Source organism: Marinobacter sp., from assembly GCF_965229985.1.
GTDB lineage: Bacteria > Pseudomonadota > Gammaproteobacteria > Pseudomonadales > Oleiphilaceae > Marinobacter.
In genome coordinates, this window is sequence record NZ_OZ245935.1 from 1,427,489 (window position 1) to 1,448,288 (window position 20,800).

Consider the following 20,800-nt stretch of genomic DNA (forward strand, 5'->3'; position numbering starts at 1 on the left):
GACGATAATGTAAATTATTTTAGCCAAAAAACAGGCCGGCAATGGATTTTCAGACCCTCGGACACGAAATCTCTGCATTCCGCCAACAACAAGGCGTCTCCCAGCAAAAAATGGCAGACCACCTCGGCATCTCTCGCGCCACAATCAATGCGCTGGAAAACGGGCGGTCTGGCGACATCGGCATCCGCAAGGTTATGAAAATACTCGACTACCTGGGTAAGGAGCTGGCTGTCCGGGACAAGTCTCCATTCCCGACCCTGGAGGAGCTGCGTGATGAGCGATGAGTTGGACGTTCATGTAAATCACAGGCCTGCCGGGAAACTGTTCCGCGAGTCAGGCGAATTTGTCTTCAGCTACTCCGAGAAAGCCAGTCCCGCCGCCTTCGTCTCGCTGACCATGCCGGTCCGCAAAAAAGATTATAGCCACCCCCAGCTGCACCCGGTTTTCGAGATGCATCTGCCGGAGGGCTACCTGCTGTCGGTAATCAAAAAGCAGTTTGCCAAACTCACGGATACCGACGACTTTGGGCTTCTTCGACTCCTTGCGCCGAATATACGTGGCCGGGTCGAGTTCAACCCTGATGACCACTCCGGAGAGTACTCCTTAAGTCTCGACAAACTTCTACATTCTGATAACCCCGCCCTGTTCGAGGAACTGGTGTCACGGTTTGCGCTTCGCTCTGCTTTAAGTGGCGTACAGCCCAAAGTCCTCGCGACACTGGAAAACAAGGCGACACTCCGGCTCGAAGACTACATCGTCAAAGCCTGGGGCCCTGATTATCCGGAACTGGCTCTCAACGAATACTGCTGCATGCTCGCCTGCCAGTACGCCGGAATTCCCGTTCCCGAATTCTATCTATCGGATGACGAATCCCTGTTCATCATGAAGCGGTTCGATTTGAAAGACGGCGGCAAGGCGCTTGGCTTTGAAGACATGTGTGTGCTTCAGGCAAAACAGCGGGAAGAAAAGTACACCGGCAGCTACGAGCAAATTGCCAAAACCATCAAAACGTTTGTTAGCGCAGAGAACAAGAAAGCCTCCTTTGAACAGTTTTTCAAGATGATGGTCCTGAACAATATCCTGCAAAATGGCGACGCCCACCTGAAGAACTTTGGCCTGGTCTACGAGAGCATCGATTCCATCAGACTGGCGCCAGCCTACGATGTCGTGTGCACAACCGCCTATATCAGGCAGGATATCTCCGCTCTCACCCTCATGGGTAGCAAGAAATGGTGGCCCAGAAAACACATGGAGCGGTTTGGAGTTCAGGTCTGTGACCTGAGTGCGATCAAAGCCAGAGAGTTGTACGAGGAGTGCCTGAGGGCAATTGCAAAGGTTCACCTCTATATCGCGGACCGGCTTTCACGGGAACCTGCCGGAGAAAAAGCGGAGCTGTTGGCTCACCTCCAGACGCTTATTGCCAACGAAACCGCGACATCGAAACCCGCCCATCGGTGACTTCGACACCTTCAGCTTCAAGGCGGCTTACCTGCTCCCGGTATTTCTCGGACCCCACGGGAAACGCAATCTGGCCGTTACTGCGAATCACCCGATACCAGGGCACCGCATGCCCTTCTGGCAGCTTGCCCAACGCCTTTCCGATATATCTCGCCTGACGGCCCAGTCCTGCCATCTCCGCAACCTGGCCGTAACTGACCACTCTCCCTTTTGGGACGGCAAGTAAGACTTGCCAGATTTTCTGGTCTTTGGTTGGTTCGACCATCAAGGGCTTACCGCTTCTGCATCAGGCTTTGATTCATTGCGCGGCGCCAACGCATCCAGTCGATGGCCATTTCGGATCATGAAAATGGCCAACAGAATCGCAGGCACGCCCATTATGCCGGCCACCAGGAAGAATTCGGCGTAACCAAAGCCCGCCACCACAATGCCGGAGAACCCACCGAGAAACTTGCCAGGCAGAGTCATCAGAGAACTGAACAGGGCGTACTGCGTTGCCGTGAACGAGGCACTGGTCATACTGGAGAGCCAGGCAATCAGGGCCACGTTGGCAATGCCGCCACTGAGGTTATCGGCGCTCACCACCGCAGCCAGGGTAACGATGTTGGGCGGATACTGGGCCAGGACCACGAACAGCAGGTTGGTGGCGGCCGTCATGATCGCCCCCAGCAGAAGAATCCGGCGAACGCCGTAGCGAACCACCATAACCCCACCAACCAGCGAGCCGGCAATAGTCATGAAGAAGCCGAAGATCTTGGTCACATCCGCTACCTGGGTTTTGCTGAAGCCCATGAAGTCCAGGTAGAAGGGATTGGCCATGACGCCCATGGCGATATCGGAGATCCTGTACACGGCAACCATGAGCAGGATGACCAGCGCCAGTTCCTTGTACCGGCGAAAGAAATCCAGGAACGGGCCGGCCACAGCGGCATAGAACCAGCCAACCAGCCTCGCCAGGCGCGGATTCAGATGGGTGCGCTTGGCGGCCTCCTGCTCAATCTTGTGAGCAATGTCCTGGGCGGCGGCGAAGTGGTTCACGGTGGGCTCACGCACGATCAATACGGTGAGTGCGCCAACGCCCACCAGAGCGGCCATCACCTCATAGGACACCTGCCAGGACCAGAACTCCGCCAGGTAAAGAGCGCCGGCGCCGGCCACCAGAAGCGCCAGACGATAACCGAAGATATACGTCGCAGCCAGCGCCGCCTGCAGCCGTTCCTCGGCAATCTCGATGCGGTAGGCATCAATCGCCACGTCCTGGGTGGCCGAGGAAAAAGCAACCAGCAGGCCGCAAAGAGCCATCATTTCAGGAGCTGCCGTGGCATCCACGTGAGCCATCAGATACAGCCCCGTAGCAATACCCGCCTGTGCAAAGATAATCCAGCTTCGCCGCTTGCCCAGCAGGCGGTCGAGCAGCGGCAGTTTCAGGCGGTCCACAACCGGCGCCCAGAACACCTTGATGGAATAGGTAATACCCAGCCAGCTGAAAAACCCGATGGTCGCGGTTTCCACCCCCACATCCGCCAGCCGGGCATTGAGAGTGGAAAACACCAGCAGGAACGGCAGACCCGCCGAGAAGCCCAGGAACAACAGGGCGATCACCTGCCAACGGGTGTAGGTGTAGAGCGTATCCCGAATCAGGGTCAGGCGGGTGCCGGTTAAGATGGTGGAGCCTCCGGATTAGTCGCGGAAATTATTGAACTGCAGCGGGATATCCAGCTCAGCTTCGCGCAGCATGGCGATGGCTTCCTGAAGATCATCCCGTTTCTTGCCGGTCACTCGCACTTTGTCGCCCTGGATACTGGCCTGGACCTTCATCTTCTGGTCCTTGATCATCTTCACAATCTTCTTGGCCATATCGGTTTCAATGCCCTGCTTCAGCAGCAGGTGCTGTTTAACCAACTTGCCGGACTTGCTGTCACCGTCCTCGGCCAGCGCGCGAGCATCGATATTACGCTTGGCAAAGGCCATACGCAGCATGTCCAGCAACTGCTCAAGTTGGAACTCCTGCTCGGCACTGATGGTAATGCCCTTGTCGTCCAGCTCAATGTCGGCTTCAACGTTCTTGAAGTCCCAGCGATTGCCCAGTTCGCGCTTGGCCTGGTCAACCGCATTGGTGACTTCGTGCATATCGATTTCTGAAACAATGTCAAAAGAAGGCATGGTCGTTATTCTCCAACAGGGTAAGAAGGTATACTTCTTCAATTTGCTGGGGATGATACCAACCCCCGGCATCTCTCGCACCTGACAACGGACTGCTAAAAGTAGATAACAATGCCAAATCTGGACCTTCCCATCCTGGTAGTAGACGACGCGAAATTCAGCAGTATGGTGGTTGGCCGCACGCTGCGAAATGCCGGATATCGCGACGTACGCATCGTGAATAACGCACCGGAAGCCCTGCAGTTGATCGAACAGCGCCCGGTAAGCGTTCTGATTGCCGACTGGCTGATGCCCGAGATGGATGGCCTGGAGCTGACGGACCAGGTGCGACAACAGGACGAGCAGAACAATCACTACACCTACGTGATCCTGCTCACGGCACGGGAAAGCGTCGAGGCTCTTTCAGAAGCCTTCGACCGGGGCGTGGACGACTTCATCTACAAGTCCGACATGACCAAGCAACTGATCCCCCGCATCTTTGCCGCAGACCGAATGGCCGACCGCCAGAACACCCTGCTCCGTGCCAACTCCCTGCTCATCGAAAACAACCGGGAGCTGGAATCCACTAACATCATTGATCTGGAAACCGGTCTCTGCAACACCAAATACGGTCGCGAGCGGCTGACCAAGATGCTGCGCCACGCCGAATCCCGCGGCGGCTGTTCTGCCTACGTACTGTGCGGCATTCGCAACTGGCAGGAACTCAAGCGCAAACACCCGCCCACGGTGATGAGCGAACTGGCCATCGGCATTGCCCGCCGGCTGAGCACGCTGATTCGCCCCATTGATGCCCTGTGCCGTGTGGGCGACAACCAGTTCGCCATCATTGCCTACTTCCCCAACAGCGACCACTGCACCACCACGGCCTTCCGCCGCGTGTTCGACGGTATCAACCACAAGGCCCTGAAAACCACAGCCGGCTATATTTCTGTGGAAGCCGGCATGGTGCTGTGCAAAGCCGACGCCCAGAACGGCACCCCCTCAATCCAAGACATGGAGCGGGCAGCGGTGCAGGGGCTGGTAGATGCCTATGATACGCGTCGGTTTACCGAGACTGCGCCGGAGATTGGAGCGACCGCCTGAACCGGCATCACATTCGGTAACACTGATACACACTTCACAAACAGACAGGAAGGCGCGGAAGACTTATTCTGCAATTGTGGATTTAAGCAGTATCCCCCATGGTGGAGGAGCCGAGTAGTACCTCCGCCGCCATATGGGGAATCGAATCCACCGGATTAACGAATTTTTCAGGCACTTTCGTTCTTTCCTTGTTTTTTAGGCCAGCTTTTTAGCTGGCCTTTTTATTTTCTGCTCCAGACGTTTACGCACCAGTTCCGTTATACTCCAACGATAACGACTCCAAAAACAGTGCTGTAACCATGAAAACCCTCGGAACCGCCTCCGTCGCCGCCCTGCGCCAATACGTTCGTGCTGCCGAATCCGCCGGCGTGGACATCAACCGCCTTTTCGACCAGGCCGAACTGGACCAGAACATCCTCGACACCGACGACGGCCGCATCAATGGCGAGCAGTTCCAGCACTTTATTCATTTATTGTGCGAACAAACCGCCAACCCCATTCTGGGTCTGGAAACCGGCGACTTTGTTCAACCTGGCTCCTACAGCGTACTTGGCTACATCACCATGAGCTGCGCCACACTGGGCGAAGCCGTGGCACGCATTGCACCGTTCGAAAAACTCGTCGGAGACATGGGAACCACCAGCCTCGCCATGAAAGGCGAAGACATCAAACTGACCTGGAACTGCAACTACACCGATCCCATCGTCCGGCCGCAACTGGTGGATAACGTGTTTGCCTCCTGGGTGAACTACGCCCGCTGGCTTGCGGATAATCAGGAAGCCTCCCCCAGCTCGGTAAAACTCCGCCGATCCTCGCCAGGTTCAGAATTTGAAACGGCCTACCAGGAACGCTGGCACTGCCCGGTCACTTTCTCGGCCGAAGAAGACAGCATCACCCTCAAGAAAACCCTGCTGGAAACCCGACTGAGACAACCAGACCCCCTGCTCCGCAAAACCCTGGAAGCCCACGCCCTGAGCCAGCTCGCCTCCCTGGATACCGACAGCGACCTGACTTCGAAAGTCCGCCACAGCATCCAGCAACAACTGATGCACGGTATCACCCGACAAGACATGGTGGCCGAAGATCTGGGCATGACCAGCCGAACCCTGCAGAGAAAACTCGGCCAGGAAGGTGTGTCTTACCAGAAACTGTTAGATGAAGTGCGGCAAAAAATGGCCGAAGACTATCTTCGCAACAGCGAGTTGGCCATTCCGGATATTGCACTGAGGCTGGGGTACAGTGAAACCACGTCGTTTCACCGGAAGTTCAAAGCGGTAACGGGGAAGACGCCCGGAGAGTTCCGGGCGTCCGTAGAGCAGACTTAAAGCTTGCGGCCTTTGCCAGCAGCAATCCGCAGACGCAGCGCATTCAACTTGATGAAGCCTTCCGCATCCTTCTGATCGTACGCACCCTGATCTTCCTCAAAGGTGGCAATCTTCTCGTCGAACAGAGAATCCTCAGACTTACGGCCAACCACATCCACATTGCCCTTGTAGAGCTTCAGGCGAACAGTGCCGTTTACATAGTGCTGGGTCTGATCGATCAGCGCCTGCAGAGCCTCGCGCTCTGGCGACCACCAGTAACCGTTGTAAATCACCTCGGCGTAGCGCGGCATGATACTGTCTTTCAGGTGCGCCACTTCGCGGTCCAGGGTGATGGACTCGATGGCGCGGTGGGCACGCAGCATGATGGTACCGCCCGGGGTTTCGTAACAGCCGCGGGACTTCATGCCCACGTAGCGGTTCTCGACGATATCCAGACGGCCAATGCCGTTGGCACCCGCCAGCTTGTTCAGGGTTTCCAGAACCACGTGGGGCTTCATGTCCTGACCATCGATAGCAACGATGTCGCCCTTCTTGTAGGTCAACTCAACGTAAGTCGGCTCATCCGGCGCGGCTTCCGGAGACACACTCCAGCGCCACATATCTTCCTCGGCTTCCGCCCAAGGATCTTCCAGGTTGATGCCTTCGTAAGAGATGTGCAGCAGGTTGGCATCCATGGAGTACGGGCTCTTGCCCTTCTTCATTTCCACCGGGATGTTGCGCTCTTCGCAGTACTTCAGCAACTTCTCGCGGGAATTCAGGTCCCACTCACGCCAGGGTGCAATCACCTTTACACCCGGCTTCAGCGCGTAGGCACCAAGCTCGAAACGCACCTGGTCGTTACCCTTGCCGGTTGCACCGTGGGAAATCGCATCGGCGCCGGTTTCATTGGCGATATCGATCAGACGCTTGGCAATCAGAGGACGGGCAATGGACGTACCCAGCAGGTACTCACCCTCATAGATGGTGTTCGCGCGGAACATCGGGAACACGTAATCGCGCACAAACTCCTCGCGCAGGTCCTCGATGTAGATTTCCTTAACGCCCAACGCCTCGGCTTTCGCCCGCGCTGGTTCAACTTCCTCGCCCTGGCCGATGTCGGCGGTGAACGTCACCACCTCACAGTTGTAGGTATCCTGCAACCACCGAACGATTACGGAAGTATCCAGGCCACCGGAATAGGCCAGCACCACCTTTTTGATATCAGACATGCCCTTGCTCCAGACTGAACAGAATGGATGTGTTGAAAATAAGGGCAGTATTGTACGGGAGAGCGGGGGGAATGGCTATTGGGCCGGGGTATTACCCAGCCCAATAACCGGAGATAGCATAGCAATCAGCTCGTCGCTTCACACAGCCTGCTGTTGGCCGCTTACAGCTTCTTCGCGAATGCCATCCCAGCCTTCTTTGATGGCCCGGAGCAGATCAGCAACCTCATCGAGCTTGGCAACGTCATTCTTCGCATTCGCCTCGAACAGGGTCCGCTCCATGTAGTCATAGAGACCTTCCAGGCGAACAGCCAGGTCGCCACCCTTCTCAAAGTCCAGGAAGCTGCGCAAGCCGCCAATAATCTCAATGGCCTTGGAAATCAGCTTGCCTTTGCCTTCATAGTCCTTCGCCTGCATCCGCGCCTTTGCCATGTTGATGCGTTCAAGAGCACCGTTGTACAAAAGCTGAATCAGCTTGTGAGGATCGGCATCGGTGATGCTGGTTTGGGTGTTTACGCGCTGGTATGCCTGTAAACCGTTCATATCAGACCTCTTTGTTCGCTAACCGGCTAACGCCGATCAGTTGTTGTTCCGGTTGTTTTGGGGTGCAAGCGCTGCAAGCTGCTGGCTTACGTAGTCTTGGGTGCTGTTGAGCTGCGAAATCAGTGAGTCGGCTGCTGTGAACTGGCTTACGAGGCGCTCACGATAAGCTGCGATTCGCTCTTCCAAACGTGCCTGATTCTGCTGAATCTGCTCAAGGTCACGGTTAAGGCTTTCTGTGCGTGATTCGAGAGCACCGTCGGCGCCAACGAAGCTGGTCACAAGATCAACTGTTCGCTCTGCGACACCTTCTACAAAGGTAATTGAGCCGCGATTTCCGGTCTGATCGCCCAGAATACGAACCTGAAGCCCGGACGCTCCACCACTGCCATCATCAAGGAACAGAACCTGACCATCTCCTTGGGCTGTCCGACCACCAATCGTACCTGCGACATCGGATCCGACTGCTCCAGTGGCAACCGCCAAGCCATAGGCGGCCCCGTCTTCAACAGAGGTAATACTGACATTGGAGCCGCTGCCGTACTGGGAGGAGGTAAACGTTAACTCACCTCCAGCCCCTATACCCACCTGAACTGAGCCACCTGAGGCGCTGAGTGCATTATTAGCATTGAGCTGCGCCTGGAGCTCATCCACCAATTCCTGAGCGGAATTATAGGTTTGCTGGGTCAACTGAACGCTGACGGTCGTTTCGCCATTTACCAGAAACGTTAACTCATCGTTGCTTCCGTCAATTGTGACCGGGGCAAAAACGGCAGAAGCTCCCACCAGACTTCCCTGAGTCGCAGCTTGGGTGATGTTGATAGCATATTCGCCGGGTTCGGTATTTACCCCGCTTCGTACAAACTCAACCTGGCTGTCACTTGCGCGCCCCTGTTCGGCAAACAAGGCAGTAACATCGTCCGGATTATTCTTCAACTGCTCTTGAAATTTCGCCCTGTCAAAATCAAGACCTCCCGTCTCAAAGTTGGTGGTGATACCAACGTCGGCCAGACTCCTCACGCTTGCCCCTTCGAGGCCAGGAACGACCCGGGTCAGAATCTGGCGGAGCTGATTTTGAATCCCCCTGACTGTTCTGTCTCCATTGAGAAGCCCGCCTACGCCAGCCTCTGCATTGAAGCCGGCAAGGCTGTCAATCGTCGACTGAAGAGAATTAAATTTGTCGACAAACCCTGCCACACGATCAGCGACAGCGCCGTAGTCCTGCTGAACCTTAACAATGGAAGTTCCGGTGGCTGCGATATCGAAGGTAAGACCATCAATAACATTTTCAAAGTTGTTGGTAGAACGAGTGACTTCGACTCCGTTTATCTTCATGACCGCGTCAGAGGCGGCGATCGTTTCGTTCAAACCAGAATCGGCATCCATTCCCGTGTTGAAGGCAAATCGCGAAAGTCCCTGGTTATCAGTATCGGTACCGCCTGAATCCCCGGAAACGGAAATACTCACAGCATTATCTGTACCCGTCTCATCGGCAGACAGAACCAGCTGGAAACCATTGCCTGTATCGATTACGCCAGCTGATACCCCAGCCTCCGCCTCATTAATGGCGTTGGCCAGTCCCTGAAGCGTGTCATTGCTGTTATCAATCGTAATATTCGCAGTGTTGTTGCCAACGGAGAGAGTTAGCGTCCCCTGGCCAATACTTGTTGAGTCCCGGTCCGCAAAGACGTCCCGAGACGCGAGCGCCTGCGCACTTGCCAAACTGGTGACTTCAACACTGTAGGTGCCGCGGTTGGCTTTGGAACTGTCCACTGTCACCGCTATGTCTTCATTGGACGAGCTCGCCGAGAAGGCCTGCAGGTTATCTGGGGCACTCAGTTGCCTCATGGGGAGGCGTAGTTCAGTGATGGCACTGCGCAGCTTCCCGTAAGCCGAGATCAACGCCTGAGTCTGTTCCGTTTTCTGGGCAAGACGGTTCTCAGTTGGGGCCCGCTCAGCCTGGACCAACTGATCAACCAGGTCCGACGTCAACACGCCGGAACCGATACCCAAGGATGAAATACTCGCCATAACTGTGCCTCCTCAAGGGGGCTAATCCACTCACTGTTCAGGTTATCGGCAAAATGCGGCAAAACTTTGCCTTTTTCTTTTCCCGATTTGTAACAGCTTGTAAAAAACAAGCTTAGCTCATAACGCAGAACACCGCCGGACCCAGTCGGGTGCGGCGGTGCTGAAATACCGATGCTTACATCACTGCATAAGCGGCAATCACTTACACTTTGATGTTAAACAACGTCAGCGGCTCATCCTGCTGCAAGTTTTCTGCCAACCTCATTGCCACTTCATCTGGAATCTGGCGAATAACTTCCTGGGTTTGCTGATCCACCACGCGGACAACCGTCTGACCCAATTCGTTATTCACTTCAAATTGCAGATCCCGCTGGACACTCTGAACATAATTGTTCAACTGAGACACCGCATCATCAAGCTCTTCTCGCTGAGCTTCATTCTGCTTCTGAAGCTGTTCAGCTCTCGAAACATCCTGAACTTGAGAAGCTTTAGATGTAGGCGCAACGCGTCCCGCTGTCGAAGAGGCAAGGTCGGAGGCATTCCTGCCTTCGGCCTGAGATGACGAAATTGCCCGAGCCGGTGCTTGGTCACTGGCACGAACCAGCTTCAGATCCGGGCTGTTCAGGTTAACGTCATTCATAGCTTACCTCGCTATCCTAAAACGGCGCTAAGCCGGAACCCGCAGGTTCCGGCTAGTACCGCTATGCCCCAATTACTGCAGGAGGGACAGAACCTGCTGCGGACGGGCGTTCGCCTGTGCCAGTACTGAGATACCAGCCTGCTGCAGAACCTGGGACTTGGATAGTTTCGCTGTTTCAGCCGCGAAGTCTGCGTCCAGGATTCGGCTGTTTGCAGCACTCAGGTTTTCAGAGGTGGTCGCCAGGTTAGCAATTGTGCTTTCGAAGCGGTTCTGAGCCGCACCGAGATCAGCCCTAATACCACTGATTTGCTCCAGTGCGGCGTCAGCAATCTCAATCGCACTGTTGGCGCCGGCAACTGTTCCGATATCAATAGAAGACACCGACTGCAAGTTAGAGCCAACCACGGTATCAGCCGCAACGTTCAAAATGCTGCCTGCAGTCTCCGCCACTGAGGAACTGACAGAAAATGCACCAGATGATGAAAACTCAACCGAACCTGAAGCAATAGTACTATCAGAGGTACCAGCTGTGAGTGTGACAGCTGAAGGATCGCCACTGCCTTGAAGTGTAGCGGTACCAGTAGCATTACCGGAGTTGGCAAAATTTTCCAATCGGATATCTTTACCATCGGCCTGAGTCAGGGTAATTTCACCCCCGTTGGCTTCGGCAGTGATGCCAGTCGTGCCGGAGGTATCGTTGATGGCTTTTGCCAGAGCGCCGAGATCCGTTGTAGTGACCGCCGCAGAGATAGTGGCAGTATCACCACCACTTCCCAGAGTGAATGAGACTGTGCCATCATCCGAGAGGCCAGCAAACGTCGCTGTTGTGGACGCTGTAGCTGTCACGCCGGTGGTTCCAGTTTCTGCGTTCACTGCCGCAGCAATCGCTTCAGCAGTGTCGCCTTGAGTAAGGCTAATGACTTTAGAGCCTTCGGTACCAGATACGGTGATGTCCTGGGTAGCAATAGTATTATTTGCTACTGTCGCCACATCAGCGGCGGCTACAGCAACAGAACCCGTACCTTGGCTGACAGTAGTGTCACTCTCGCCAGAAACGGTGTTGTTACCGATATCTGCACCGCGCGCGCCAGTGATTGACACTGAAATTGTCTGATTGGCGTTCGCACCAACCTGAAATGACTGGGCTGTAAAGCTACCATCCAAGAGATTCAGGCCGTTAAACTGTGTAGTGCTTGCAATGCGATCGAGCTCTTGCTTGAGCTGGTTTACTTCGCCTTGAAGCGCAGAGCGGTCTGAAGACGAGTTTGTAGAGTTAGCGGACTGGACCGAAAGCTCACGGATACGCTGAATGATGTTGGTAGTTTCTTCCAAAGCACCTTCTGCGGTTTGCGCCAGAGAAATACCATCGTTCGCATTCCGCTGAGCAACATTCAAACCAGAAATCTGTGATTGGAATCGAGTAGAAATCGCCAGCCCTGCCGCATCATCTTTTGCAGAGTTAATCCTCAGACCTGAAGACAAACGCTCCAACGCCTGATTCGAAAGTTCTTGAGACTTGCTCAGCTGATTCTGAGCGGACAGTGACGCAACGTTAGTGTTAATACCGAGAGCCATTATGCTTCTCCTTCGACTGGTGTCGTTATTTCATGGAAAAGGTCTGGCGCCCTTTTTTCACTTTGGGAGCGCCGCCCTGTTACACCGCTTAACGGCCCCCCATTCCCATCCTTTAGAAAAAAAAGCCCAAATTTTGTAAAGGAATGTAAAACCGTTTAAAAAGCGGCAAACGCATGCCAGAAAAAAGAATCCGAACACGTAACGATCAGTCAAAAAACACCCAATCTATATATTTTTTATCTTTATTTTCATAGCCTTAAAAGCATATTACCGAAAGTGGCACGCCCTTCGCTTACTCAGATAAAAACGGCAATCAAACGAATACCTGCCGGTCGTTCGTTTCCTGTTTTCGGAAAAAACGAATAGCCGGCACCTCTGAGCAGGGAGAAGAGACATGCCTCAGATCATCAACACCAACATTGCGTCACTCAACGCGCAGCGAAACCTCAATGCCTCTCAGGAAGATGCCAACGTTGCACTTCAGCGTCTTTCTTCGGGTTTGAGAATCAACTCTGCCAAAGACGATGCCGCAGGCCTTGCGATCTCCGAACGCTTCACCTCTCAGATCAAAGGCCTCAACCAGGCAATCAGGAATGCCAATGACGGCATTTCTCTTGCTCAGACGGCAGAAGGCGCCCTTGGCGAGTCCGGCAACATTTTGCAGCGCATCCGTGAACTGGCGGTTCAATCTGCTAACGCCACGAACTCGGCTTCGGACCGAAAGGCTCTGCAATCTGAAGTGAACCAGTTGAAAGGAGAGCTTGAGCGAATTGCCACTACCACTGAGTTCAACGGACTCAAGCTGCTGGATGGCACGTTCCAAGCCCAAAAATTCCAGGCGGGCGCTAACGAAAACCAGAGCATTGCAGTTTCTATTGAGGGAGCTCGCACAGACGACCTTGCCAACAATACGCTCTCAGCAGCCAACGCAACTCTTAACCAGGGTACAGGCTCTACTACGGCAGCCAACGCTACGCTCCCGGCGCAGAACACGATCGGCGCTCAAAACCTCACGATTTCGAGTTCCCTGGACAGCCAAGTTGTACCAATCACCGCCGGAGATACTGCTGAAGATATCGCCGCCTCCATAAATGATATAGCGGCGACCACGGGTGTTAACGCTACCGCACGAACCTCCGCGACCCTCAGCAATACTGCAACGACACCGATTGCAGTGCCACAAACCGTGTCACTCACAATCTCAAATGGTAGCAGTTCAGCAACGATCTCAGCGCAGATTACAGATGCCAATGACCTGTCCGCCATTGCTCGAGAGGTAAACGCAGCTTCGGGCAAGACCGGCATTACTGCCGAAGTAGAAAATGACGGCAGTATCACGCTGGTTCAAGAACAAGGCAAGGACATAACCATTGAAGACTTTACTGCTACCGGTGCACAGCAGCTGGCGGTTCAGGGAAGTGGTGACCCAAGCGCTATTGAACTGACAAGTGGCGCTGCTAATGCTACCCGAATCGCTGGCGAACTGACTCTCGATTCATCGGTAAGCTTTGCAGCCACCTCAGACGCGACTCTGGCAGCAGGCAGTGTTCTGAATAGTGCCCAGAACATTGCAGCGGGCTCCACTCCAGAAGCCGTATCAGGAATCGACATCAGCACTGTTGATGGGGCAACCAGCGCCCTTGCCGTTGTCGATGACGCCCTGGAAACAATAAGCGGCATCCGCGCCGATCTTGGTGCCGCCCAAAACCGACTTGAGTCCACCATCGCGAACTTGAGCACCACGTCCGAGAACCTGTCGGCGGCCCGCTCCCGGATCCGGGATGCAGACTTCGCCGCCGAATCCGCCGAATTGGCCAGAACCCAGGTCCTCCAGCAGGCCGGGCTGTCCGTTCTGGCCCAGGCCAACGCACGACCGCAGCAGGTTCTGCAGTTGCTGCAGGGCTAATGAGGCAGACCGGGTGATGTCGGATTACGCCCCAGGCTAATCCGACCTACTTTTTGATCGCAGTGACTGCCGCGGCAGGTTTTACGAGGTGTCCCATGCAAGCCAAGCATCAAGTTCAGGTATCCCAGTCCCAACAGGCCCAGGTTGCCCGCCTGCTTCTGCAGGCCAATCTTGCCTACGGAGAGTCCAACAGCAACGGCCTCAGCCATATCCAGCGGCTGAAGGCCCGGCAGGAATGCCGGGGTTATCTGAACGAAGCGCTGGCTCTGGAGCCGGAGAATGCCGGTGGGCTGGGCCTGCTTGGCCGCGTGGAGATGGACGACGGGCAGCTTGAGAAGGCTCATACCCTATTCAATGCCAGCCTGAACCATCAGCCGGACCAGGCGCAGCAGTACTGCAATCTGGGTTACTGGGCGCTTAAAACCGAGCGGCCGGCGCTTGCAGAGCAGTATTTCCTGCAAGCCCTGGACTGCGACCGGCAATCTGCCGCCGCTTTCTGCGGTGTTGCCCACGCCAAACGGTTGCAGGGACAGTTCGATGTGGCCTACTTGCATTATCGCAAGCTGCTGGAAACCGGCGCCGAATGGGATTCCGTCTACAGCGGCATGCTCACCTGCGCCCAGCACCTGGAAGTGAACAAGGCGGATTCCGCCCTCGCCCATGATGCTATTGCCCTTCTCCAGCGGGATGGTTTGCCGCATCAGGAGCTGGGCCGGTTTGTCGGCGCGATCATTCATCAGCAATACGATCTGGATAACCCGGATGCTCAGATTTTCCTGGATGCCGCCAGCGAAGATGAACTGCTGATCCTTGCCCTCCAGAAAACCCTGATGCCCAATCCGGCGGTGGAAGAGCTGGTTACCCTGCTGCGTCGGGCGATCATTGCCGAAGTCGCACAAACCGTTGAACTTCGGGACGAACTTCAGCGCCTGACGCTGGCCATCGCTCAGTACGCCGACAGAACCGGCTATGCCCTGGCAGCTGAAGACGATGAAGAGCGACTGGTCTCTGCCATCAACGACAGCATCCAGGCCCAGTTTGCCCTCGGCGAGGAGCAGGATGGCCTCATCGGCTCGCTGATGATCAGCGCAATGTATGGCGCCCTCTTCCACCAGCCCTTCGCGGTACAACTTGGCCAATGGAACCTGGTGGACTGGCCTTTGGCATTACAGCCAGTTCTGGCTGTCAGCTATTACGATCGCGCCGAGGAAGAGGCGATCAAACAGAATTTCGATGAGAAGGCCGAAGAGCTCTGTTTGGAGAAGACCGATGTTCCCCAAGCATGGCCTTCATGGTCCCAGTTGGCCTACCGCACCGAAAGCAGCCTTAAAACACTGATGGCCACCGAACTGGGGCTGGACACCGACAATCTCCCGGCGACCCTTCGGATCATGGTCTGCGGTGCGCAGGCCGGCCAGCGGGCGATGGAACTGGCCAGCTATCTGGACGATGTGGAAGTGATCGCGGTGGATGAATCCCTAGCCAACATCGCCAAAGCCACGCGCATGGCGAATGAGATGGGCAGGGACAACATCGTGTTCTGGCCCTGGTCCATCGCCCAGCGTTTTGTGGCCGATGGCCACCAGGTGCACTGGATTGAAGTTGGTCGCCTGCCCTCATCGGCCATGACCACCCTGTCTCTGGCGGCTCTGGTTAACCAGGCCACCGGCTCCGGCGCTGTGGTGCACATGCACACCGCCATTGCAGAACAAACCTCCGGCGACAAACAGATTCGCAAACTGGTTGCCGAGCACAAGCTCCAACCCACCCGCCAGACGCTGCGCCAACTTCGCCGGATGGTGCTTGCCAATAGAAACGATACCGCCTGGCAGGAACTGACAGCCGACGCCGATTTCTACAGCCTCGGCGGCTGCCGCGACAGATGGTTCCGGCCGCAGGATACCTCACAACTGAAAGAGTTGATGGCCATGGCGAGTAACGAGGTGGAATGGAAACTGGTGAAAGCGCGGGATGTGGATGGCCACAGCCTGGCAACCGGGCCGGTTCAGAAGCAAATTCAGGCGGAGGCACTGGGCAGTGAGGTGCAGAGCCTGATGGGGCAGAGTTTGAGTGTTTATTTCGTGAAGCGGCGGTGAACGTGAACCCGAGGTCAGATGAGCTTGTCATCTGACCTCGCCACCGGATCCCGATTCTCAGATGTAGGGAATCAAAGACTCCCCATACAAATGCAAATCCTCAAGGATATGCCGCCTCTCCGGCGTCAATTCCGGGTCCGCTGCCAGGCGCTGTAGCTCCTGGGCATACGCCTCCAAAGACCGCCAGCCCTTCTTCGGGTGCATTAGCCTCTGGCTGCGAAACTCCTCCCATCGCTCCAGTTCCTCACCCATCAGGCTGCCCGGATAATTGCGCGCCCGATAACGAAACAGCAGTTCCTGCAGGCGATCATCTTCGAAGGTCACATCCAGCTCGCCCAGGGTTTCCAACGGCTGCTCCAGCACCCAGTTCAGCTTCTCCCGGTCAGTTTTGCTGATAAAGCCGCCAGCATAGAGCTGTTCGTCCGGGTCTGTGAGGTCACTTTCGTGGGGCTGATCGAAGGCCTCGGCAATCCTGGCTGGTAGATCCTGGGCCTTGCGCAACATGGCCAGGTTGGCCCGTAGAGTATCACCATCCAGCGCCAGTTCTTCCAGGCGTTCCTGCGAGAGCGTGGAAAGCATGTTCGCCGGCGCCAGCACCGGGCACTTGTTCAGTTGCACCCCTTTCAGTGGAAAGCGGCTTACGCCCTCCCCCAATTCCGCCTGGGAAGTAAACACCCGCTCACGAATCTGCTCAGGGCTGGCGTTTATCAACTCGCTGGGGTCTTCACGCAGGTCGTAAACAATCACCAGGTTCTTGTTGGTGGGGTGCTCGGCCACCGGCGCCACCATTGCGCAGCAACCCCGGCTGGCCGGGTACTTGGCGGATATGTGGAACACCGGCTTCATGGTGGCGGTGTCCAGCATCGCTCGGGCAGAGTGTTTGTCCTTGTTCTGCAAAACAAAATCAAAGAGCTTTGGCTGTTTCTCCTTGATCAGCTTAGCCACTGCAATAGTTGCCTCAACATCCGACATGGCATCGTGGGCCGCTTCGTGGGCGATGCCGTTGGCAACGGTCAGCTCCTCCAGTTTGAAACTGGGGCTGCCATCTTCCTTGCGGGGCCAGTTGATGCCCTCCGGGCGCAGGGCATAGGTCAGGCGCACCATATCAATGATGTCCCAGCGGGAATTGCCGTTCTGCCATTCACGGGCGTAGGGATCGCGCAGATTGCGGTACAGGGTGTGGCGGGTAACCTCGTCGTCGAAGCGCAGACTGTTGTAGCCAACCACACAGGTACCTGGCTGGCTGAAAGCTTCGTTGATCTGGGCGATAAACTCGGCCTCCGGAAAACCGTCTTCCAGGGCTTTTTGAGGAGTAATGCCGGTGATCAGGCAGGCCTCTGGCGCTGGTAAGTAGTCATCGGCAGGCTTGCAGTAGATTACCAGCGGTTCTTGGATGATATTGAGATCCGCATCCGTTCGCACGCCAGCAAACTGGGAAGGCCTGTCGTGAACCGGGTCTACTCCGAAGGTTTCGTAATCGTGCCAGTAAAACGAGCGGATCAAGGGACTAAGCTCCTGCCGAATGGGTTAAACACTGGCAGGAGTTTAGCATTTAAAACAATTGGGTACCCATATCGTCCCGATGGGTCTGCAGCCGATCTACGCCTTGGGTAATCAATTGGCTCATATCCACTTTCATGTTCGTGGGCAGATTGATAAACACCCCTTTGCCAGCGTTGATTACATTGGCACCGTCCGGGCTCTGCCAGTCTACCCCTTCTCGCTGGAAACCAATGAAGAAATCGCTGGTGAAATCGGTAACGCCATCAACGCCCTCTTCGCCCACATACAGTGACTGAAGGTGCGTCAGAGGTGCGCAGTTAGTGCCTGACGCACAGTCCGCCGTTCCATCATCGATGCCGATATGGCTGGCCCGATAATTGGTGGCCTGGGTGTTCTCATCAAAAAGCGTAGCGTCGAATTCCTGCCCGGAGCCGTCCACCAGCTTCAGGCCAATGTCGCCACTGAAACTGCTGGTCAAAGAAGAAACCGAACCTCTCGCCTGCCCGAACCCCATACGAAAGCCCGAGAGTTTCCCCTCGGCAGGGTCTTCCGCCAGCTCGATATAAGGTTTGAACGCCTCGAAATGAACGGTGTCTCCGGCACTGTAGGTTCGGCCGTTGAACTGCTCGCCGTCATTACGGGCAATATGGCCCAACGCCACATGCTGGGCAGCGAAGTCCACGCCGCCATCAATCTCACCGGCTTGCACGTCATCCACGTTCATCCGGGTTTCCACATCCATGGTCAGCGTCATACGCGTGAACGCGTGGGTATCCCCCGGTATGTTCTCGATCTGCATAAAAGCCTGCCCTGTCACCTCACCCATTGTTTCCTCAGAAATGGGCTTCAGCTCGGCCTGGGCAACGGGCGCAATACCCAGGCAGAACAGGGTGACGGCAGCGTATCCATACGCCTGCTGTCTCATAATGTCGTGTCTCTGAAGTAATATTTTTGAGCCAGTTTCCGACGCCCGACTCCACTGCAGCCCGGTTTGTTTTTGGTTTTCCCGGTGCTCACAGGCGGCAGGGTTTTACATTATTTTTTATTTGCCGCAAGCACACTATAACCAAGGCAGATCGGCCAATAGAGTGAGCAGAGTCACAATCGCCGTTTACAATTCAGTAATACTCAACCAACTTTGAATACAGTCACAAAACCTTTGGCTTAATATACTTACAGCACCTTACCGATTGTTACGAATGCTGTAGCAAACGTGTACATAACAAAGACTACTGGTATACTTTCGCACCTTATGACCAACCCTCTACGGCCCCATCAATGACCACCCGCATTCTGATCTGCGACGACTCTGCCCTTGCCAGAAAGCAAATGGCCCGAGCCCTGCCAGAAGGATTGCGTGGGGATGTCAGCTTCGCGAAAGACGGTGTGGAAGCATTGGAGAAGTTGCGCCGGCACGAGGCAGAGCTGATGTTCCTGGATCTGAACATGCCGGAGATGGACGGCTATCAGGTGCTGGAGCAGGTTCGCAGGGAAGATTTGCCGGTCATGACCATCGTGGTTTCCGGCGATATCCAGCCTGAAGCCCGGGAGCGGGTAAAGAAACTCGGCGCCCTCGACTTTATCAAGAAACCCACCGAGACGTGCATTGTGCTCGACCTACTGGTGGAATACGGGGTGTATCGCCCCGGAGAACTCGAAGACACAGCGCTGCAGGACACCAGCCTCAAAAGCACAGGCAGCCCCGCCCCGGAGATCTCCGTTTCCCTGAACGACTACCTGCAGGAAATCTCCAACGTCGCCATGGGCCGATCCTCGGATCTCCTGGCTCGCCTGCTGCGTGTCTTCGTTAAACAGCCGATTCCCAAGGTCGCCTTCCTGGCCAACTCCGAACTCCACATGGCGATTTCCTCGGTCAGCGACAGCGACACGTATTCGGCCGTGTGCCAGGGGTTCACCGGCGCCGGAATTGCCGGGGAAGCGCTTCTGTTGTTTGCAGATGCCAGCTTCCGGGAAATGGCAGAGATGCTTCACTACGACACCCTTGAGGGTGAAGCGGTGAATGTGGAAGTGCTGATGGATATGTCCAGCATTCTCTTCGGCGCCTTCCTCAAAGGCATCGGCGACCAGCTGGACCTGAAACTCGGCCTGGGCCACCCAACGGTGCTTGGCCAGCATCGGCAGATTACCGAATTGCTTGAACACCACAGTTCCAGGGAAGAACAGCTGCTGTGCATCGAAATCTGCTACACCCTGGAAGACAGGGACATCGAATGCGACATGCTGATCCTCCTCACCGAGGATTCAGTGCCTTTTCTCGAAGATCGCCTGCAATATCTGGTGGACTGACTCATGGCCATAGAAGAATCTGAAGCCAACACCTTTCACTGGCTGATGGACATGCTGGAATCCGTGGAAGTGGGCCTGGTGGTGCTGGACCTGGATTTCAAAGTCGAAGTCTGGAACGGATTCATGGAAAACCACAGCGGCATCACCGCCAGCAAGATCCAGGGCCAGGTACTGTTTGATGTATTCCCGGATATCCCCCAAGCCTGGCTGACCCGCAAAGTGGACGCCGTAGCTTTGCTCAACACCAAAGCCTTTACCTCCTGGGAGCAACGCCCTTACCTGTTCCAGTTCCGCAATACCCGGCCCATCACCGGTACCGAAGAGTACATGTTCCAGAACCTGACCATCAGCCCGCTCTCCGGCACCAACGGGGAAGTCGAGAAAGTGTGCCTGATGGTGTACGACGTTACCGACATCGCCAGCAGTAAAATGGCTTTGGAACGGGCCAACGAACAATTGGCCAAACTTAGCATGACAGACCGCCTCACCGGCCTGCTCAACCGGGGCACCTGGGAAAACCTGGTGGATGCTGAATTCGAACGCTTCCGCCGCTACGGCCACACCACCAGCCTGGTAATGTTTGATATCGACCACTTCAAGCCGGTGAACGACACCCACGGCCACCTGGCCGGGGATGAAGTAATCAAACACACCGCCAGCATCACCCGCAATGCCATCCGCCAATCCGACAGCGCCGGCCGCTACGGTGGTGAGGAATTCGGCATCATACTGCCGGAAACAGACGCCGAGGGCGCACGCATCATCTGTGAGCGAATACGGGAAACCATTGAACAAAGCGTGGTGGAAACCAGCGTGGCACCGATCCGCTATACCATCAGCATTGGCATTGCCCAGTTAACGGAAGAGCCTGAGAACTATATGCAGTGGATGCAGCAGGCGGATGAGGCGTTGTATGCGGCGAAGGAAGGTGGTCGGAATCGGGTTGTGGTGGGTTAAAAGCCCCTCTC

The 20,800-nt window shown here is 55.5% G+C and carries 18 protein-coding genes; 8 read left to right on the top strand and 10 right to left on the bottom strand.

What is annotated here, in order from left to right:
• Window positions 1-41: 41 nt before the first annotated feature.
• Both ACO06L_RS06495 and ACO06L_RS06500 read left to right on the top strand, forming a co-directional pair.
• Window positions 42-284, top strand: a complete 243-nt coding sequence (locus ACO06L_RS06495) for a helix-turn-helix transcriptional regulator (protein WP_008171357.1) — start codon at window positions 42-44, stop codon at window positions 282-284.
• Window positions 274-1,458, top strand: coding sequence for a type II toxin-antitoxin system HipA family toxin (locus ACO06L_RS06500; RefSeq protein ID WP_202346919.1), 1,185 nt, complete (start codon window positions 274-276; stop codon window positions 1,456-1,458). The genes ACO06L_RS06495 and ACO06L_RS06500 overlap by 11 nt, the downstream gene beginning before the upstream one ends.
• Here ACO06L_RS06500 and ACO06L_RS06505 read toward each other — a convergent pair.
• The 3 genes from ACO06L_RS06505 to ACO06L_RS06515 all read right to left on the bottom strand — a co-directional run bounded on the left by ACO06L_RS06505 (window position 1,415) and on the right by ACO06L_RS06515 (window position 3,621).
• Entirely contained in the window at window positions 1,415-1,723 is a 309-nt protein-coding gene (locus tag ACO06L_RS06505) for an MGMT family protein (RefSeq protein ID WP_202346920.1), read from the bottom strand. The two genes, ACO06L_RS06500 and ACO06L_RS06505, sit on opposite strands and share 44 nt — an antisense overlap.
• Window positions 1,723-3,060, bottom strand: coding sequence for an AmpG family muropeptide MFS transporter (locus ACO06L_RS06510; RefSeq protein WP_202346921.1), 1,338 nt, complete (start codon window positions 3,058-3,060; stop codon window positions 1,723-1,725). Before ACO06L_RS06510 ends, ACO06L_RS06505 begins: the two co-directional genes overlap by 1 nt.
• Window positions 3,061-3,138: 78 nt before the next feature.
• Window positions 3,139-3,621 carry a YajQ family cyclic di-GMP-binding protein gene (locus tag ACO06L_RS06515; protein ID WP_008171349.1) on the bottom strand — a complete coding sequence of 161 codons (483 nt, stop codon included), beginning with the start codon at window positions 3,619-3,621 and terminating at the stop codon, window positions 3,139-3,141.
• A 111-nt stretch (window positions 3,622-3,732) separates the two neighbouring features.
• On the opposite strand from ACO06L_RS06515, the gene ACO06L_RS06520 reads away from it, so the two are divergent.
• Window positions 3,733-4,704 (top strand): response regulator, encoded by a 972-nt coding sequence (locus tag ACO06L_RS06520; RefSeq protein ID WP_041645339.1) that lies wholly within the window; start codon window positions 3,733-3,735, stop codon window positions 4,702-4,704.
• 299 nt (window positions 4,705-5,003) lie between these two features.
• Window positions 5,004-6,029: an AraC family transcriptional regulator gene (locus tag ACO06L_RS06525; RefSeq protein ID WP_202346922.1), complete on the top strand. Its 1,026-nt coding sequence runs from the start codon at window positions 5,004-5,006 to the stop codon at window positions 6,027-6,029.
• On the opposite strand, the gene ACO06L_RS06530 is transcribed toward ACO06L_RS06525, so the two are convergent.
• The 5 genes from ACO06L_RS06530 to ACO06L_RS06550 all read right to left on the bottom strand — a co-directional run bounded on the left by ACO06L_RS06530 (window position 6,026) and on the right by ACO06L_RS06550 (window position 12,020).
• Entirely contained in the window at window positions 6,026-7,237 is a 1,212-nt protein-coding gene (locus tag ACO06L_RS06530) for an argininosuccinate synthase (protein ID WP_064228759.1), read from the bottom strand. The genes ACO06L_RS06525 and ACO06L_RS06530 overlap by 4 nt on opposite strands.
• 138 nt (window positions 7,238-7,375) lie before the next feature.
• Window positions 7,376-7,777, bottom strand: coding sequence for a flagellar export chaperone FliS (gene fliS / locus ACO06L_RS06535; RefSeq protein ID WP_202346923.1), 402 nt, complete (start codon window positions 7,775-7,777; stop codon window positions 7,376-7,378).
• 36 nt (window positions 7,778-7,813) lie between these two features.
• Entirely contained in the window at window positions 7,814-9,805 is a 1,992-nt protein-coding gene (fliD, locus tag ACO06L_RS06540) for a flagellar filament capping protein FliD (protein WP_202346924.1), read from the bottom strand.
• A 202-nt stretch (window positions 9,806-10,007) separates the two neighbouring features.
• Window positions 10,008-10,445, bottom strand: coding sequence for a flagellar protein FlaG (locus ACO06L_RS06545; protein ID WP_202346925.1), 438 nt, complete (start codon window positions 10,443-10,445; stop codon window positions 10,008-10,010).
• Window positions 10,446-10,517: 72 nt separating this feature from the next.
• Complete coding sequence (locus tag ACO06L_RS06550) at window positions 10,518-12,020, bottom strand: flagellin (protein ID WP_064228755.1); 1,503 nt, start codon at window positions 12,018-12,020, stop codon at window positions 10,518-10,520.
• 394 nt (window positions 12,021-12,414) lie between these two features.
• Between ACO06L_RS06550 and ACO06L_RS06555 the strand changes: the two genes are divergently transcribed.
• Together ACO06L_RS06555 and ACO06L_RS06560 are read left to right on the top strand one after the other, a co-directional pair.
• Entirely contained in the window at window positions 12,415-13,926 is a 1,512-nt protein-coding gene (locus ACO06L_RS06555) for a flagellin (protein ID WP_421845456.1), read from the top strand.
• Window positions 13,927-14,021: 95 nt separating this feature from the next.
• Window positions 14,022-16,022 carry a hypothetical protein gene (locus ACO06L_RS06560; protein WP_202346926.1) on the top strand — a complete coding sequence of 667 codons (2,001 nt, stop codon included), beginning with the start codon at window positions 14,022-14,024 and terminating at the stop codon, window positions 16,020-16,022.
• A 57-nt stretch (window positions 16,023-16,079) separates the two neighbouring features.
• Here the strand turns inward: ACO06L_RS06560 and sbcB are convergent, their stop codons facing one another.
• Together sbcB and ACO06L_RS06570 are read right to left on the bottom strand one after the other, a co-directional pair.
• The gene (gene sbcB / locus ACO06L_RS06565) at window positions 16,080-17,525 is read right to left on the bottom strand and encodes an exodeoxyribonuclease I (RefSeq protein WP_202346927.1); all 1,446 of its coding nucleotides are present in this window, start codon (window positions 17,523-17,525) and stop codon (window positions 16,080-16,082) included.
• A gap of 49 nt (window positions 17,526-17,574) precedes the next feature.
• On the bottom strand, window positions 17,575-18,450 hold the full coding sequence (locus ACO06L_RS06570; protein ID WP_202346928.1) for a hypothetical protein: 876 nt from the start codon (window positions 18,448-18,450) through the stop codon (window positions 17,575-17,577).
• A gap of 353 nt (window positions 18,451-18,803) precedes the next feature.
• Here ACO06L_RS06570 and ACO06L_RS06575 point away from each other — a divergent pair, with 353 nt between their 5' ends.
• A complete protein-coding gene (locus ACO06L_RS06575; RefSeq protein WP_064228750.1) occupies window positions 18,804-19,832 on the top strand; it encodes a response regulator in 1,029 nt (342 codons plus the stop codon).
• Window positions 19,833-19,835: 3 nt separating this feature from the next.
• Entirely contained in the window at window positions 19,836-20,789 is a 954-nt protein-coding gene (locus tag ACO06L_RS06580; protein ID WP_202346929.1) for a sensor domain-containing diguanylate cyclase, read from the top strand.
• Window positions 20,790-20,800 lie beyond the last annotated feature (11 nt).